Consider the following 16066-nt stretch of genomic DNA (forward strand, 5'->3'; position numbering starts at 1 on the left):
GTGTTTATGGTAATTTATCCAAACGAATACCATCTTGTATCACACTCAGCACCGATAAATTATGACGCACCGCATCACGATAAAGATCTTGTAACTGTAAAAAAAGTAGTTTTAATTCGGCCAATTTAAGCTCTTGCTCAGGTGCGGTTTCTGCAATCGTGACCAAATAACGTTTTTTGATTTCATCCACGCTTAACTGTTGTAATGCCTGATGGATTTCTGCAACGCGAACTACAGTATTGTAATGCACTGCAAGGCTCAGTCCCGGTCGTCGCTCTGACAAAGGATGTTCTGCCTGAATGGCATAACTCAGTGCCGCAACTGAATCACTGTTCACGCTTAATAATGGATTCAACTCTTGCCACGCTTCCCCTAAAAAAAAGGAGTGTTGTACAAAAGGTGAATCCAAGACATCTTGAGGGGTTTCTGCTTCTAAAATCAGAGTTTCCAAATCATTCGGTGGGATCAAATATAATATCGCGTCCATATTCTTATCTTCTTGTTATGTCGTACATTTAGATTAATGTAATCCACACAAAAATAAAGCAGATATTTTGTATATTCGACTGCAGTTGATCGAATACTGATGGATGCCCATTCGCCCTTTACCAAAGTTTCAGTACTGCACTTAGCATCACTGAAGCACGACATGCTGAAGCTTCAAATGACGATACTGAGAACAACTTAAGCTTATGGTTTAAAACAAAAAAAATTTATTCCACTCGTTTTTTTGATGCCATTTCCATGACCAGCAACGATTTTTTGAGCGTAGTAAATTGAATGAAAAGAGTAACGAGCTTGATTGATACAAGCCCGCCACACATCGCAGTCAACTAAATATTAAATCGCCACCAATTCCCGAATGCCTTTTTCAGGCATTTCACTACCGACACCTTGTGCAATCACTTGCCCCCGCGCCATCACGGTATATTCATCTGCCAGTTCTTCTGCAAAATCATAAAACTGTTCAACCAAAACAATCGCCATTTCTCCGCCATCGGCTAACTGACGAATCACACGGCCAATGTCTTTAATAATCGACGGCTGAATGCCTTCGGTCGGTTCATCTAAAATCAATACCCGTGGTTCGGAAGCGAGCGCACGGGCAATCGCCAATTGTTGCTGCTGACCACCAGATAAATCTCCACCTCGACGATGTTTCATTTCATCCAATACGGGGAAAATCTCATAGAGATGTTCTGGCACTTTTCGGGTTTTAGCGCCTTTAAATTTTGCCATCCCAATCAAAATATTTTCTTCAACGGTCAAGGTTGAGAAAATGTCCCGTCCTTGCGGTACATAAGCCAAGCCTTCACGTACACGTTGCTCTGGACTTAGCTTAGAAATATCTTTGCCATCCAGTAGGATCTGCCCTGACTTGATCGGTAAAATGCCCATTAAACATTTTAAGAGGGTGGTTTTACCCACACCATTTCGCCCGAGCACCACTGAACATGCCCCCACGGGAGCGGCAAATGTCACATCTCTTAAAATATGACTGCCACCATAAAACTGATTGACGTCTTTGACTTCTAACATGGTCTGCTCCTTAACGTCCGAGATATTTTTCAATGACATCTTCATTGGCTTGGACTTCGGCCAATGTACCCTCGGCCAAAATCGCACCTTGCGCCAACACGGTGACTTTTTCACTGATGGTGTCAATAAAGCTCATGTCATGTTCAACCACAACAAGGGTATGGCTCTTTTTCAACTCTAAACACAGCTCTGCGGTACGCTCTGTTTCAGCATCGGTCATTCCTGCTACAGGTTCATCCAGCAAAATCAATTTTGGACGCTGCATTAGTAGCATGCCTATTTCTAACCACTGCTTTTGACCATGTGACAACAGCCCTGCCGGTTTATGGATCAATTCTTCTAAGCGGATTTGTGCTAAAGATTCGTCCAAGGCGTTTTGCGCATCTGGATCGAGTTTGCTGAAGAAACTCTTTTTCACCCGTTTATCTTTCGGCGCTGCCAATAACAGGTTTTCCATCACGGTAAAATTTTCAAATACAGTAGGCTTTTGAAACTTACGACCGATCCCGGCTTCTGCAATTTGCTCTGTACTCATTTTTGCCAAATCATAGGTTTGCCCGAAAAAAGCCGAACCTTCTGTTGGGCGAGTTTTACCGGTAATCACATCCATCAGCGTGGTTTTTCCTGCACCATTGGGACCAATGATGCAGCGCAGCTCACCTTCTTTGATATATAACGACAAATCATTTAATGCACGGAAAGAATCAAACCAAACGCTGACTTTTTCCAAATACAGGGCAATCCCGTGACTGAAGTCCGCACCCTGCTCCTTCGGTCGTCCATAACCTTCAACAGCATGACCGCCATGCGGTTGAACCCATTGATCATTCATTCGCTGCGCTCCTTTTTAAACCGCTCTAATAGCCCAATCACGCCATTTGGCAGGAATATCGTTACCACAATAAACAGCGCACCTAAAATCAATAGCCATACCTCTGGATAAGCCACCGTGAAATAGGTCTTCATCCCGTTGATCAAACCTGCACCCAGTATCGGGCCAATCAGCGTACCGCGACCACCTGCAGCCACCCACACCGCCATTTCAATCGAATTGACAGGGTTCATCTCACTCGGGTTAATAATGCCGACTTGAGGGACATACAGAGCGCCTGCAATCCCTGCGATCACGGCAGACAACACCCATGCAGAGAGCTTGTACCATAAGGTGCGGTAACCTAAATATTGCAAACGGTTTTCACTGTCACGAATTGCACCGAGTACACGACCATAGGGTTTATTCATCAGGTGGCGTAAGCCGACAAAACAGACCAGCAAAGTCAGCGCAGTGAGGAAACACAAGGTTGTACGCATTGGTGCAGAGGTAATATCCATACCCAAAATGGTTTTAAAACCGGTAAAGCCGTTGTTACCGCCAAAGCCGGTTTCATTGCGGAAAAACAGTAGCGCCGCAGCAAAGGTCATGGCTTGGGTAATAATTGAAAAATACACGCCTTTAATTTTTGAGCGGAAGGCAAAGAAGCCAAAAATGAAGGCAATCAGTCCTGGGACCAAAACCACCAAAGCCAATGCCCACACGATATGTTCAGTACCCATCCAGTACCACGGTAGCTCGGTCCAACTCAAAAAGCGCATAAAGTCGGGTAAGCCATCGCCTGCCGCCTCACGCATGAGATACATGCCAAAGGCATAGCCGCCCAAGGCAAAGTACAAACCATGCCCCAAGCTTAAAATGCCGGCATAGCCCCAAACCAAATCTAAGGCCAATGCCACCAAGGCGAGACACATAATCTTGCCAATGAGCGTGACCCAATACGCTGATAAATGCAGTGCTGAATCGGCGGGTAATACATGTAGCCAAGGCAAAATCAGCAAAATGGCAAAGCACACGGCAATCGCCATACCACTATAGGGTTTATCTGATAATAACGAAGTGATTTTCATGCGCTTACTCCACAAAACGGCCTTTGATGGCAAACAAACCTTGTGGACGTTTTTGAATAAACAAAATCACAAGAACCAGTAGAATAATTTTCGCTAAGACTGCACCCATGCCGATTTCCAACACTGTGCCACTGACACCTAGACCTAAGGCAGCCAGTACTGCGCCCCATACTTGGCCAACACCGCCCACCACAACCACCAAGAACGCATCGATAATATAGTTTTGTCCTAAATCAGGACCGACATTGCCGACTTGTGCTAAGGCACAGCCTGCTAGACCTGCAAGCCCCGAACCTAAACCAAAAGCCATCATGTCAATGCGGCTAGAACGGATACCTACGGCCTGTGCCATTTGACGGTTTTGCGTCACGGCACGAACAAATAAACCAAAACGGGTTTTATTTAGTAAATAAACCAGCAACAACAGTACCGCAACGGTAAAGCCAATAATGGCAATACGGTTATAAGGCAGCATCAGGCTTGGTGTCACAGCAATGCCCCCTGACAGCCATGAAATATTCGACACCTCAACGTTCTGCGCACCAAAAACCATGCGCACCACTTGCATTAAAATTAAGCTCACACCAAAGGTGGCTAATAGTGTTTCCAATTGACGGCCATACAAGGGACGAATAACAGTACGTTCAATCAACATGCCGATCAAAGCACTTACAATAAATGCAGCAGGAATCGCGGCAATCAAGTACCAATCGACATAGCTACTGAGATGACTCTTAAACAGGCTTTGCACCACATACGTGGTATAGGCCCCGATCATGATCAGTTCACCATGCGCCATGTTAATCACGCCTAGCAGACCATACGTAATGGCTAAGCCCAACGCCGCCAGTAGTAAAATACTGGCCGTGCTGAGACCTGAAAAGACATGTCCAGTCCATTCACTGGCCTGAATACGAGTTTTAATATTGCTCTTGGCTTCTGTCAGTGCGGCTTTTAACTCAGGATGCAGGTTGGCTTGTTGTAATTCCTGTTCCACCATCGCCAACACATCGGGACGGTTAGAATCTTGCAGCACTTTGGCCGCCTGTATTTTTTGTAAAACATCAGGGTTTTGATAATCTAAGCGTGCTTTGAGCTGCGCTAAACGGGCTTTAACTTTGTTATTTTTTTCATTTAAATACAATTGATTAATATTTTTAACATCCAACTCAGCCAAGTTATTTTCTAAAATATCAATTGCATCCAAACGTTGGTTTAAATCATCCGATTGCAGCTTTTCTTTCGCTTGCGCAAACGTTAAGGCTTTACGAAGGGTATTCACCAAGGTGACTTGAGATAAATCGGCAGGCCAATCCGTCACGGTTTGCAAATCAGGATAGCTCAATAATTTTTCGTCAGTTTCTAAAATATAGGTTTGACCGCTTTGACCACTATATAACTGGTCTTTTTCGACCAATGCGGCCAACTGATCTAAGGATTCAATATCGCCCGGCCATTGATTGAGTAAGCTGCGGCGCTCGGTAAAACTACCGCGAACAAATTGCTGAATGGCGTCACCTTGCTGCACAGATTGCACCGTAGACACCACATCCGCTGCAGTTTCTGCATGCACGATTTGCAGACAGAATAATTGGCTTAGGAATAGAAAAAGGATCGGGAAATTGCGTAATTTTTTCATCTTATAAGCATCCCTATTGAGTAATAGAACAACCCCATACAGGGATCACATCAAAAAATGCCTGCTACACAATGGCAACAGGCATTCGGATTGAATTATTTCGGGATGTACGGGCTCCATGGCTCTGCAGCAATGGTTTTTGCGGTTTTGTGCACCACATCAAACTGACCATCGGCACGGATCTGACCAATCATGACTGGTTTATGCAAATGATGGTTCGACGCATCCATTTGCAAGGTATAGCCCGATGGCGCTTTAAATTCTTGGCCGGCCATAGCTTCACGCACTTTATCGACATCTGTACTTCCTGCTTTTTCTACCGCTTGTTTCCACATATTGATGCCGACATAGGTAGCCTCCATCGGGTCATTGGTCACAAATTTATCGGCATTTGGCAGTTTGTATTCCACGGCATACTGCTTCATTTTATTGGTGAATTCAGTATTCACTGGATTTTTCACCGACATGAAGTAGTTCCACGACGCCAAGTGTCCTACCAGCGGCTTGGTGTCGATACCGCGTAATTCCTCTTCACCTACAGAGAACGCCATCACAGGAATATCCGCAGCTTTGATGCCTTGGTTGCCCAATTCACGATAGAACGGCACATTTGAATCGCCGTTAATGGTCGAGATCACAGCAGTCTTTTTCCCTGCCGCAAACTTCTTCACATTGCCCACAATGGTTTGATAGTTGCTATGACCAAATGGGGTATATTCTTCCATGATATCTGCATCGGCAATGCCTTTCGACTTCAAGAATGCACGTAAGATTTTGTTGGTGGTGCGTGGGTAAACATAGTCTGTGCCCAACAGTACAAAGCGTTCTGCCTTACCACCCTCTTCACTCATTAGGTACTCAACAGCAGGAATTGCTTGTTGATTCGGTGCTGCACCTGTGTAGAAAATATTTTTAGATTGTTCCTGACCTTCATACTGAACAGGGTAGAACAATAAGCCATTTAATTCTTCAACCACGGGTAAAACCGACTTACGAGATACCGACGTCCAGCAACCAAAAATCACGGCTACTTTGTCTTGGGTAATCAACTGACGGGTTTTTTCCGCAAATAGTGGCCAGTCCGATGCCGGATCCACCACCACAGGTTCTAGTTTTTTGCCCAATACCCCGCCATTGGCATTAATTTCATTAATCGCCATCAAGGCCGTATCTTTTAGAGAAGTTTCTGAGATCGCCATCGTGCCTGACAGCGAATGTAAGATCCCGACTTTAATAGTATCGCCACTTGCTGCAGCGGCTTTTGGTTCTGATGTAGCGCTTTCTGTTTTTTCTTCTGCAGGTTTTGAACAGCCCGTTAAAGCAATCGCCCCAGTCATCGTTGCCGCTAAAATACTTTTAGCAAATACATTGCGTTGAAACATTATTCACACTCCCAACCTAAGCTTGTAATTCACATTTTTAAAATGCATTTGTTGTCTTTCATCACAACAGAGCAATTCAATAACTGTGCCAAGCCTTATTTTTTATTTTGATTGAGTGCTTTTATTTATTTTTAAATGTTATTTTTCACATAGTTACAATCATAAAATTTGCTTTTAATTTTTTATGGGTCGATTCAAAAATCGTAAAATCACCGCAAAGATGCATACAAACTTGTATCCAACATTTGACCTATAATTGAACAATTTTGCGACGTTTTTCAAAAAACACGGTGTTTTGGCACACAAATCATGCAGCTTTTCCTAAATTTGAAGCAAAAAAAAACCACTTGCGTGGTTTTTTCCTTGTTGCAATTTTAAACCGCTAAATCGGCCAAATTACCCTTCTGTTCCAACCAATATTTACGGTCTGAAGAGCGCTTCTTCGCCAATAATTTGTCGAGTAAACCTGAAGTAAACTGTACGTCATCCAAGTCCAGTTGCACTAAACGACGTGTATCGGGATCCATAGTCGTTTCACGCAGCTGACTCGCGTTCATCTCGCCCAATCCTTTAAATCGTGTGATTTGAGGATTTTTGGTTTTACATTTCTTTAAGATGCTTTCTAGTTCATCTTCATCCAAGGCATAGTGCACATCTTTATTGTCATCTATACGGAACAGCGGTGGCATCGCCACAAACAGATGTCCTTCCTCAACCAAAGTATGGAAATGTTTGACGAACAATGCACAGAGTAACGTTGCAATGTGCAAACCATCTGAGTCGGCATCGGCCAAGATACAAATCTTGCCATAACGTAGTTCTGACAAGTCATCACTGCCCGGATCTACACCAATCGCAATCGCAATATCATGTACTTCTTGCGATGCCAAAACTTCGTCTGAAGACACTTCCCAAGTATTTAAAATCTTACCACGGATTGGCATGATCGCTTGGAAGTTCTTATCACGTGCTTGTTTGGCAGAACCACCTGCAGAATCCCCTTCCACAATAAACAGTTCTGATTCTTCGAGGGTATGGCCCACACAGTCAGCCAGTTTACCCGGCAAAGCTGGGCCGGAAACGATCCTTTTACGTTCAACTTTTTTCGCAGCTTTTAAACGGCGACCAGCCTTAGCAATCACCATTTCAGCCAGTTGCATAGCAATATCGGAGTTTTGATTCAGCCACAGTGCAAAAGCATCTTTGGCAATATTTAACACCACACCAGAGGCTTCACGGCTTGAAAGTCGTTCTTTGGTCTGACCTGAGAATTGTGGCTCTTGGAATTTCAAAGACAGAATAAAGTTGACGCCATCCCAGACATCTTCGGCAGATAGCTTCATATTCCGTGGCAATAAATTCCGTAATTCACAGAATTCACGAATCGCATCTGTCACACCCGAACGTAAACCATTGACATGGGTACCGCCTTGCGCAGTCGGGATGAGGTTGACATACGACTCTTGAATGGACTCACCACCTTCCACATTCCAACAAATCGCAAACTCAGCGCTGGCACGCTCTGCCTCACCGGTCGCCACAAATGCAGGGGCAGGAACGATGTCACGGTCTTGCAGTTCATCCATCAAATAGTCAACCAGACCATTTTCAAATTGCCATTCGATCTTTTCGTTGTTGATTTGATCGATATAAATAATCTGCAAGCCTGCCGCCAAAACAGCCTTGGCTTTTAAGTTGTGTTTTAAGGCTTTCAGCGCAAATTTAGGCGAATCAAAATATTTGGCTTCAGGCCAAAAATGCACGGTAGTACCCGTTGCACGTTTAGCGCATTTACCTTCCAACACCTCAAGCGGTGCCACAGGAACGCCATGTTCAAAGGCCATTTTATACAGGTTGCCATGACGTTGAACTTCCACCTCAACACGGTTGGACAATGCGTTGACGACAGAAATCCCCACACCATGCAGACCACCTGAAAATTGATAATTGTCTGTGCTGAATTTACCGCCGGCATGTAGTTTGGTCAGAATAATTTCAATCCCGCTTTGACCATACTCAGGATGGATGTCAACTGGCATCCCACGACCATTATCTTCAACTGACAATGAGCCATCTTTATACACTGTCACGGTAATTTTATTGGCATGTCCTGCAAGCGCTTCATCGACGGCGTTATCTATCACTTCCTGCGCCAAATGGTTTGGTCGTGTAGTGTCTGTATACATCCCCGGACGACGACGTACCGGATCTAGGCCAGATAAAACTTCAAGTGATTGAGCCGTATATTGCGTCACGTTGCAAAATTCCCTGCTTTTTGGTTAAAACATTTCTTTAAGCGCTACAGTATATGCTTTTTTATTAAAATGCATATCTCTTGCGATCAGCCGCCATTTTCTTAAACAATTTAAACGTCAAATGATGTCGTAACTGCCCATTATTTGTATGTTAGATCTAGCTGGTCAGCATTTGTATTGGATCATTTTATTTAGGCATATTTTTGACAGCATCGGACAAAAACTGCAAGAGCATCGGTATTTTTTCTGCAAAATCATCCATGCCATGTGTTCCACCCACCTCAGTGATCAACATGGCCATGCCGGCTTGAGCCGCACTATAAAAACCAGCGGCATCTCGATAATCCAAGGTTTCATCGCCTTGTTGGAGCAAGACCAACAGTTGATCTGCGTTCTCAACCTTAGATACCGCCAAAGCCTGCATTTGATTTAGCTGTGCATCATCCAAGCACCACGTTTCAGTCACCTGATAGGGCAATGCCGTCTCGCCAAATAAATCACGAAATAATTGCCATGGATAGACCGCAGGATTGATGAGCACTGCAGGAATGTGATGGCGCGTCATCAGCTGCGTCGCATAAAAGCCACCTAAACTGCTGCCCACCAAAACCACATCATCTAAACCGTCAATCAGCTCTGACATCTGCTGCATCACCTGTAGCGGTGGCATATTCAAATCTGGCAAATGCACATGCAGACTATTTAAGTCTGCGCAATAGCGCCGCAATATCTGTCCTTTCACTGAATTTGAGTTACTTTGAAAACCATGCAAATACACAATATTCATCATTTTGATTCCAAATTGATCTTTAAATTGCTTTAAAAGTGGCATGTAAGTGCTAACTGCGTCACATTTTCTAAATTTGAATTTTTAGCAAAATTGTCAGACAAAAGGCATTCACCGACAGGTCTGTTATCGGTATTGTAAAAGCTGTTCGTGAGAATTTTATAAAATAAACAATGAAACTTCAGGCTATTCCAGTAATAAATACAATCGAGGAATAGCATTGAATGTAAGGATAGGAACATTATGCCTAGCTTAACACCATTGCATGAAACCTATTGTAAATGGGACCGCACGCCGCCCAGTCAAGCAGATGTACTGGAAGGTTTGGCACAGCTCGTGACAATGCGTTTTAGTGATGTCGTGCATGACTTGATCAAAAACATTCAACGTGAAATTTTAATCAGTATTTTTGGAATGAGCGAACAAGGCTCGAAAGCCTTTCATAAGCAGCCGACCATTGCACGGATTTATGAATTTTCTTACAACACCTTTTTCAACTATGGCAATTATTTACTTGCACCAACGCTGCGTAGCATTATTGAAAAATTCCCACGCTTACACGACAAACCGCTCACGCCGTCTTTACATTTTTTAGTGGGCGCGCTGAATGGGGTCTTGGGCGACTATTTACTGAAATATCACAACCCGATGGCCTTACCCATGGTAGTTTACGACCATTATGGTGCGGTACAAAAAGGCGAATTAACCGGTCGTATTACCCTGTTGATTCATGGGCTCTGCATGAATCATCTGTCATGGTCGACAGCCAAATATGGCGGCATTGGTGAAAAATTACTGTCACAACGTGACCACAACACCATGCTGTATTTAAATTACAACACGGGTCGTCGTATTTCGACCAATGGCCGCAGCCTTGCCAATACATTAGAAGATTTGGTCCGTCGCAACCCAGGTATTACCAGTATCGACTTAATTGGTCATAGTATGGGGGGCTTAGTGTCCCGTAGTGCCATTTTTTATGGCAAACAAAATATGTATCAATGGATTCATCAAGTTGAAAATCTAGTCTGCTTGGGCTCACCACATCATGGTGCGGTACTTGAACGTGTCGGATTTCATCTGCAAGATCAATTGGGGCGTTTCCCCTTGGTCAAAATCGTGGGCCACGTGGTGAATATCCGTAGTAACGGCATTTTAGATTTGCGCTATGGCAGCGTGCGTGATGATGATTGGGAACATAATGATGTCCGCATTGGACTCATGGACGACAACCGTAAACCTGCCCCGATTCCATCACATATCAATACCTACCTCGTGGCAGGAACCATCGAATATGAACATCGTCGCAATAAAACGCGACATGTGATTGGAGATTACTTGGTCAGCGTGAAAAGTGCGTTAGGAGAACACCCAAATGCACGTTATCAACTGAAAGTGCCAGATTCACATAAAGCGATTTTTTATGGTCTGAACCATTTTGAAATTCAGCATCACCCGCAAGTGGCCGAGCAAATCGTGCATTGGTTCTATCCAAACAATGACGATAAAGCTTGTGATCATATCTATGAATTTATGATGGACTTGGAAAGTATGGAAGGTATTGCCCTAACCTAAGGTAAACTTCCCCCATGCACACTCGTATAAAAAAGCCCTCAACTGAGGGCTTTTTTTATGTATCACTGAATTAAAATTTATCACGTAAACGTGGCACGGGTTTGCTTGGGTATTTACGTATTAACTGCCAAAGACTGAGCAAAGTTAAGACCGCAAAAAACACCAATGACCAAACCGGTAATGATTGTCCCAAGAACGTCCAATCCACTTTGGCACATTCACCAGAGCCGGTTAGTACTTGTTCAAAGACTGATTTTAACGGCAGCGTTTCTACCCAATAATCCAGTCCTGGGCCACAGCTAGGTACTTTGTCTGGCGGTAAGTTTTGCAGCCAAATATGACGCGCAGCTACCCCAGCAGACCAAAGAATTGATAGTGTCCCCAACAATGCGTAAATGCGTTTACCCCAATTCGATGCTGGATTGTGAATCAATGCAATCAATGAAATGATGCCGAGTCCAATCAAACCAATACGTTGGAATACGCACAACGGACATGGTTCTAAGCCTTGTACATGTTCTAAAAACAGCGCAAAAGACATACCGATCACGCTGGTTAAAAACAACAAACCACTCACGAAGCGGAAACTCCATTTCATGGTAAATCCTCTTAAAATTTTTTATCTGAAGTTTTTCAAATATTCTTCAAAACTCAAGGTACAGTCTTGCTCAAGTTGAGCCTGTTTTTCTAAAGACTGCTCAGCAGCTTGTGCAAAGTATGCTGCAGTTTCAGGGCTCAAGACATGCTGCTCATACACTTCAGCATGTTGTAAGGCCATAAAGCTACCAAAGCCCCAAGTTCCACCTTGTTCTAAAGTATCGCTAATCATACGTGCCGACAATGTTTCATCGACTTCATCGATGCGTGATTGCATCACAGCCATTGCCTGAGTGTAAATATCTGTATTGTAAGAATCATCTAGCAATTCAGCCAACGGTTGCATCGCAGCAACATGTGTACGACACCATGTTTCAATTGGAATCGCTTGGCCTTGCTGTAAAATCACTGCATTTGGCGCACGACCACGGTTCACTACTTCCGCCTGATTTTTCTCAATTTCATTTTGTTCGGCATCTAACAACGCTGGACTGTCTTGCAATAAACAGTACAAAGCCACCACTTCGAGCAAGCCTGCCGTGTCTTCATTGATCCCAATCGGGCTATAAGGATTGACATCTACCGCGCGTAATTCAACATAACCTACGCCACGATTTTGCAGGGCTTCAGACGGTGTTTCACCATCCTGCGGCACTTGTTTCGGACGAACCAAACTGTAGTATTCATTTTCAATTTGCAACACATGGTCATTAATTTGAATCGGTTCACCCTGTTCATCATTTAAACCTAAATGACTAAATGCGGCATACGGGGTATGCACCGCTTTTTGCAAACCTTCCAAATACGCCTGAATGTCGTTGTAGTGAATCCCTAACTGTTTTTGTGCTGAATTTTGATAGCCAAAATTTCCCATACGCAGCGCCGTTGCATAGGGTAAAAATAGCGTGCCTTTTAAGAGCGGTAACAGCTGATGTTCACGTCCAGTCATAAAACATTTACACACCGACGGACTCGCCCCAACCAAAAACATCACCAATGGCGTTAAACGAATAAAATTACGGATCAGGCCGAAATAACGATGACTGCGATAATCCTGTAAGCTCAATGCCTTGAGGGCGTCGTCAGTTTCATGCTGTTGAAGTGCTTCAAAGAAATGATCTGGGAAGGATAAATTATAATGCACCCCTGAAATGGTCTGCATCCGGCGACCATAACGCACCCCTAAACCACGACGGTACAAGGTTTTAAAGCGCCCAATATTCGAGCTGCCATATTGCGCTAAACGAATACTGTCCTCGTCTTTATCCAACATGCATGGCATCGACAACGGCCAAAGTTTTTCACCATGTTCCAAATGCGTATGCGCAACAGCATGAATATCTTGCAGATAGTTCAACGCCTCTGTAATAGTTTCTTTTGGTGGCGTGATAAATTCCATTAAAGCTTCAGAATAGTCTGTCGTAATATGCGGATGAGTCAATGCCGCACCCAAGGCTTGGGGATGGTCGGCCTGAGACAAGAAACCGTTGCTTTGCATACGTAAGCTTTCACGCTCAATACCGCGCAACATTCCTTTAATCAGCGAAGAATCTACCCAAGTCGGTAAAATGTCTTGAGAGGTCGATTCGGGTTGACTCATTGCTATCTCGCTTAAATGGAAGAAACTACTAAAATAAAATCATCAGTTTATATCAGTATAACGCGATTTGAAGTGGGCATATGACCCACTGTATAGTTTTGAGACAAACCGTGATTTTATTTTGGCAATTTTTTATCACAAACTTACTCTATATGACATTTGAAATTTGTGATTTTATAAACAAATATATACTAATAATGCTTAAAACTTATGAATTATCAAGATATTCTCGAATTTTGGTTTAACCCAGAAAATCAGCCTAATTGGTTCGCTAAAAGCAATAATTTTGATGTTTTAATCGAAAAAAAGTTTAAAGACATCCATCAAGCGGCCAGTCAAGCAGAACTGTGGCAATGGCGTACTACTGCCGAAGGTCGATTGGCTGAAATTATTGTTTTAGATCAATTTTCTAGAAATTTATTCCGTGACTCTGGCTTGGCTTTTGCCCAAGATGCACTGGCTTTGGCGCTTGCACAAGAAGCCATCGCGCAGGGTTTAGATCTACAATTAAGCCCTGAACAGCGCTCATTTTTATATATGCCCTTTATGCATAGCGAATCGACAAAAATCCATCAAAGCGCGTTAAAATTATTTGAGCAACTGGGCAATCCGATCAACTTAGAATTTGAGAAAAAGCATAAAGTGATTATCGATCGATTTGGACGTTACCCGCATCGCAATGCGGTATTGGGCAGAACATCTACAGCAGAGGAATTGGAATTTTTAACTCAGCCCAATTCTAGCTTTTAATTGACGGCTTTTGGCCAGTATCTCCCCTTGCCATGAACCGATTAAACAGGAGTATGCGCATGAACAAACTCATTATCGCAGCAGCCATAACCGCAGCACTCGGTTTAACTGGCTGTGCCACAACCCCATCAAAACCTTTGACCTTTGAACAACTCGGTCAATATTCTGCGACACCATTAAATGCTCAAAGCTATCGGATTAGCTTCCAAGCTAGACCCAATATGAGCTATGGTACTGCCGAAGAAATTACCTTGGTTAAAGCCGCTCAAACCACCCTACACAATGGCTTTCAATATTTTAAAGTCATGGATGATCCGAGTAATCGGAGTCAAAAACCACCGCGTCAAGCGGTGATTTACCCAGACCCTATGCCTTATCCATATAGCTATTATCGTCGCCATCCCGGCTTTTGGCCAGGCCCGTTTTATGACGTTCCACAGGTGGTCACACTCGATCCGACTCAAGTTTCCTACAGTATTACTTGCTATAAAGATCGTGCCAAAGCCCCTCAGGATGCCTTTGATGCTCGCTTGATTTTGCAGTCACTCGGAGCTAAATATGGTTTAGACAGCCAAGGAAATCCTTTGCCTGTAGCCGCTGAGCCCACCTCTAAATAAGTCAACCCATAGAGACCCGATCATTGATGAGCCCAACTGAACAGCCCGCTGTTTCACCTAGTCTGCAACGCAGTAAACGCTTCGCCACCATTGCTTTGGTGGTGGCGGTGTTGGCGTGGATTGCATTGATGATCGCAGCTAAATTGCTGCCCGAATATGTTTGGCTCATTCATATTTTGATGCTTTCAGCAGAAGCTGGCGTGGTTGGTGGTTTGGCAGACTGGTATGCGATAACCGTTTTATTTCGCAATCCCTTTGGTCGTATTCCGATTCCTAAATTTTTACGTGACCACACAGAAATTATTCCACGCAATAAAGCGCGCATTGCTGAGTCCATGGGCCGCTTTGTTCAGGAAAATTTTCTTTCACCCCAAGTGGTTGAAAAAAGTTTAGCGGAGACGGATCTCTCTCTTGCCGTCGGGAAATGGTTGGCCAATCCGCACAATAATGCGCAAGTGACCCAAGTCATTCAGCAAACGGTACCGAAAATTTTCGAATTTGTCGGTCAGGAACAAATTGGACGCTTTATCCAAAATAACAGCGTGCAATGGGTACGCAATACGCAAGTCAACCATCTTGCCAGTGAAATGCTACGGGCAGTTTTAGAAAATGACTTCCATCAAGATGTCCTGCAACGTGGACTGGATTTAGCCCATGATTGGATGCTACAACACCCTGAACAAACCCGTGATTTATCACGTCAATTGTTTAAAGAACTTGGAGTTTGGAAGCTCGCCAAAGGTGCGAGTTGGATTGGTATTGATGTACAACAGCGCACCATTGATTCACTGGTCAGTCGTGTCGAGTCCATGCTTGCCGACCATGAACATCCGTGGCGCCGTAAAATCGAAGACATGGCACAGCAGCTTATGCAGCAACTGGCGGACAATCAGAGTGTTGCCAGCCAACGCCTAAATAGCACCAAAGATGCCATGCTCGATAGTCCACAAATGTTGAATTTTATCAGTGGTGCAGTGGTGATTTTATGCGATGCGATTCGTTCTGATTTAGAAAAACCCGACTCTGGCATTGCACAAAACCTACGTGTCGCCATTCAACAAGTAGGCGAAAATCTTGTCTCTAACGTTGCTGTACGCCAATTGCTGAATGAAAAAATGAGTGATATTGCCATCAATCTCTCCGACCAATACAGTGAAAAAGTCATTCGGTTTATCAGTGAACGTATACACGAATGGGACTCACGTGAAATGATCGATAAGATCGAAAACGAAGTCGGTGGCGACCTGCATATGATTCGAGTCAATGGTGTCGTGGTCGGTGGTTTTATTGGCCTTGCACTGGGGGTTATTCGTGCCTGTGTAGAATGGCTGCTTTAGCCGCCCGCTACAGTCCTTCTCACAGGAGATAGGTCGTAGGTTTGAGCTTTATGCGTAGAACCGTTAAACTTTGCCGATCTGAAAAT

At 43.9% G+C, this 16066-nt stretch carries 14 protein-coding genes; 4 read left to right on the forward strand and 10 right to left on the reverse strand.

Features of this window, described 5'->3' with window-relative positions:
• Positions 1-4: 4 nt before the first annotated feature.
• The 8 genes from FTV37_RS03435 to FTV37_RS03470 all read right to left on the reverse strand — a co-directional run bounded on the left by FTV37_RS03435 (position 5) and on the right by FTV37_RS03470 (position 9504).
• A complete protein-coding gene (locus tag FTV37_RS03435; protein ID WP_168379686.1) occupies positions 5-487 on the reverse strand; it encodes a DUF1877 family protein in 483 nt (160 codons plus the stop codon).
• A 353-nt stretch (positions 488-840) separates the two neighbouring features.
• Complete coding sequence (urtE, locus tag FTV37_RS03440) at positions 841-1539, reverse strand: urea ABC transporter ATP-binding subunit UrtE (RefSeq protein ID WP_068532840.1); 699 nt, start codon at positions 1537-1539, stop codon at positions 841-843.
• Between the two features lie 10 nt (positions 1540-1549).
• A complete protein-coding gene (gene urtD / locus FTV37_RS03445; protein ID WP_180063037.1) occupies positions 1550-2371 on the reverse strand; it encodes an urea ABC transporter ATP-binding protein UrtD in 822 nt (273 codons plus the stop codon).
• Positions 2368-3441 (reverse strand): urea ABC transporter permease subunit UrtC, encoded by a 1074-nt coding sequence (gene urtC / locus FTV37_RS03450; protein ID WP_180063038.1) that lies wholly within the window; start codon positions 3439-3441, stop codon positions 2368-2370. The genes urtD and urtC overlap by 4 nt, the downstream gene beginning before the upstream one ends.
• Positions 3442-3445: 4 nt before the next feature.
• A complete protein-coding gene (gene urtB, locus FTV37_RS03455; RefSeq protein WP_180063039.1) occupies positions 3446-5080 on the reverse strand; it encodes an urea ABC transporter permease subunit UrtB in 1635 nt (544 codons plus the stop codon).
• A 95-nt stretch (positions 5081-5175) separates the two neighbouring features.
• Positions 5176-6462, reverse strand: coding sequence for an urea ABC transporter substrate-binding protein (gene urtA, locus FTV37_RS03460; protein WP_180004371.1), 1287 nt, complete (start codon positions 6460-6462; stop codon positions 5176-5178).
• 374 nt (positions 6463-6836) lie between these two features.
• Positions 6837-8717, reverse strand: a complete 1881-nt coding sequence (gene parE, locus FTV37_RS03465; RefSeq protein ID WP_180063040.1) for a DNA topoisomerase IV subunit B — start codon at positions 8715-8717, stop codon at positions 6837-6839.
• A gap of 187 nt (positions 8718-8904) precedes the next feature.
• Entirely contained in the window at positions 8905-9504 is a 600-nt protein-coding gene (locus FTV37_RS03470) for a YqiA/YcfP family alpha/beta fold hydrolase (protein WP_180063078.1), read from the reverse strand.
• 243 nt (positions 9505-9747) lie between these two features.
• Between FTV37_RS03470 and FTV37_RS03475 the strand changes: the two genes are divergently transcribed.
• Positions 9748-11079 carry an alpha/beta hydrolase gene (locus FTV37_RS03475; protein WP_180025879.1) on the forward strand — a complete coding sequence of 444 codons (1332 nt, stop codon included), beginning with the start codon at positions 9748-9750 and terminating at the stop codon, positions 11077-11079.
• Positions 11080-11149: 70 nt separating this feature from the next.
• Here the strand turns inward: FTV37_RS03475 and FTV37_RS03480 are convergent, their stop codons facing one another.
• Positions 11150-11677 carry a disulfide bond formation protein B gene (locus tag FTV37_RS03480; protein ID WP_180063041.1) on the reverse strand — a complete coding sequence of 176 codons (528 nt, stop codon included), beginning with the start codon at positions 11675-11677 and terminating at the stop codon, positions 11150-11152.
• Positions 11678-11698: 21 nt separating this feature from the next.
• Positions 11699-13276: a glutamate--cysteine ligase gene (gene gshA, locus FTV37_RS03485; protein WP_168379700.1), complete on the reverse strand. Its 1578-nt coding sequence runs from the start codon at positions 13274-13276 to the stop codon at positions 11699-11701.
• 210 nt (positions 13277-13486) lie between these two features.
• Between gshA and FTV37_RS03490 the strand changes: the two genes are divergently transcribed.
• From FTV37_RS03490 to FTV37_RS03500, 3 genes are read left to right on the forward strand one after another with little or no spacing between them, the layout of a single operon-like run.
• The gene (locus tag FTV37_RS03490) at positions 13487-14026 is read left to right on the forward strand and encodes a DUF924 family protein (RefSeq protein WP_078190604.1); all 540 of its coding nucleotides are present in this window, start codon (positions 13487-13489) and stop codon (positions 14024-14026) included.
• Positions 14027-14085: 59 nt separating this feature from the next.
• Entirely contained in the window at positions 14086-14643 is a 558-nt protein-coding gene (locus FTV37_RS03495) for a hypothetical protein (RefSeq protein ID WP_180063042.1), read from the forward strand.
• Between the two features lie 26 nt (positions 14644-14669).
• Positions 14670-15980: a DUF445 domain-containing protein gene (locus FTV37_RS03500; RefSeq protein ID WP_180063043.1), complete on the forward strand. Its 1311-nt coding sequence runs from the start codon at positions 14670-14672 to the stop codon at positions 15978-15980.
• Positions 15981-16066: the final 86 nt, after the last annotated feature.

The organism is Acinetobacter sp. YH16042 (assembly GCF_013417245.1).
Taxonomy (GTDB): domain Bacteria; phylum Pseudomonadota; class Gammaproteobacteria; order Pseudomonadales; family Moraxellaceae; genus Acinetobacter; species Acinetobacter amyesii.

Bases quoted from the DNA above. Each gene is read 5' to 3' on its own strand.
- FTV37_RS03435 (WP_168379686.1), bottom strand. From the start codon at position 487: ATGGACGCGATATTATATTTGATCCCACCGAATGATTTGGAAACTCTG.
- urtE (WP_068532840.1), bottom strand. From the start codon at position 1,539: ATGTTAGAAGTCAAAGACGTCAATCAGTTTTATGGTGGCAGTCATATT.
- urtD (WP_180063037.1), bottom strand. From the start codon at position 2,371: ATGAATGATCAATGGGTTCAACCGCATGGCGGTCATGCTGTTGAAGGT.
- urtC (WP_180063038.1), bottom strand. From the start codon at position 3,441: ATGAAAATCACTTCGTTATTATCAGATAAACCCTATAGTGGTATGGCG.
- urtB (WP_180063039.1), bottom strand. From the start codon at position 5,080: ATGAAAAAATTACGCAATTTCCCGATCCTTTTTCTATTCCTAAGCCAA.
- urtA (WP_180004371.1), bottom strand. From the start codon at position 6,462: ATGTTTCAACGCAATGTATTTGCTAAAAGTATTTTAGCGGCAACGATG.
- FTV37_RS03470 (WP_180063078.1), bottom strand. From the start codon at position 9,504: ATGAATATTGTGTATTTGCATGGTTTTCAAAGTAACTCAAATTCAGTG.
- FTV37_RS03475 (WP_180025879.1), top strand. From the start codon at position 9,748: ATGCCTAGCTTAACACCATTGCATGAAACCTATTGTAAATGGGACCGC.
- FTV37_RS03480 (WP_180063041.1), bottom strand. From the start codon at position 11,677: ATGAAATGGAGTTTCCGCTTCGTGAGTGGTTTGTTGTTTTTAACCAGC.
- gshA (WP_168379700.1), bottom strand. From the start codon at position 13,276: ATGAGTCAACCCGAATCGACCTCTCAAGACATTTTACCGACTTGGGTA.
- FTV37_RS03490 (WP_078190604.1), top strand. From the start codon at position 13,487: ATGAATTATCAAGATATTCTCGAATTTTGGTTTAACCCAGAAAATCAG.
- FTV37_RS03495 (WP_180063042.1), top strand. From the start codon at position 14,086: ATGAACAAACTCATTATCGCAGCAGCCATAACCGCAGCACTCGGTTTA.
- FTV37_RS03500 (WP_180063043.1), top strand. From the start codon at position 14,670: ATGAGCCCAACTGAACAGCCCGCTGTTTCACCTAGTCTGCAACGCAGT.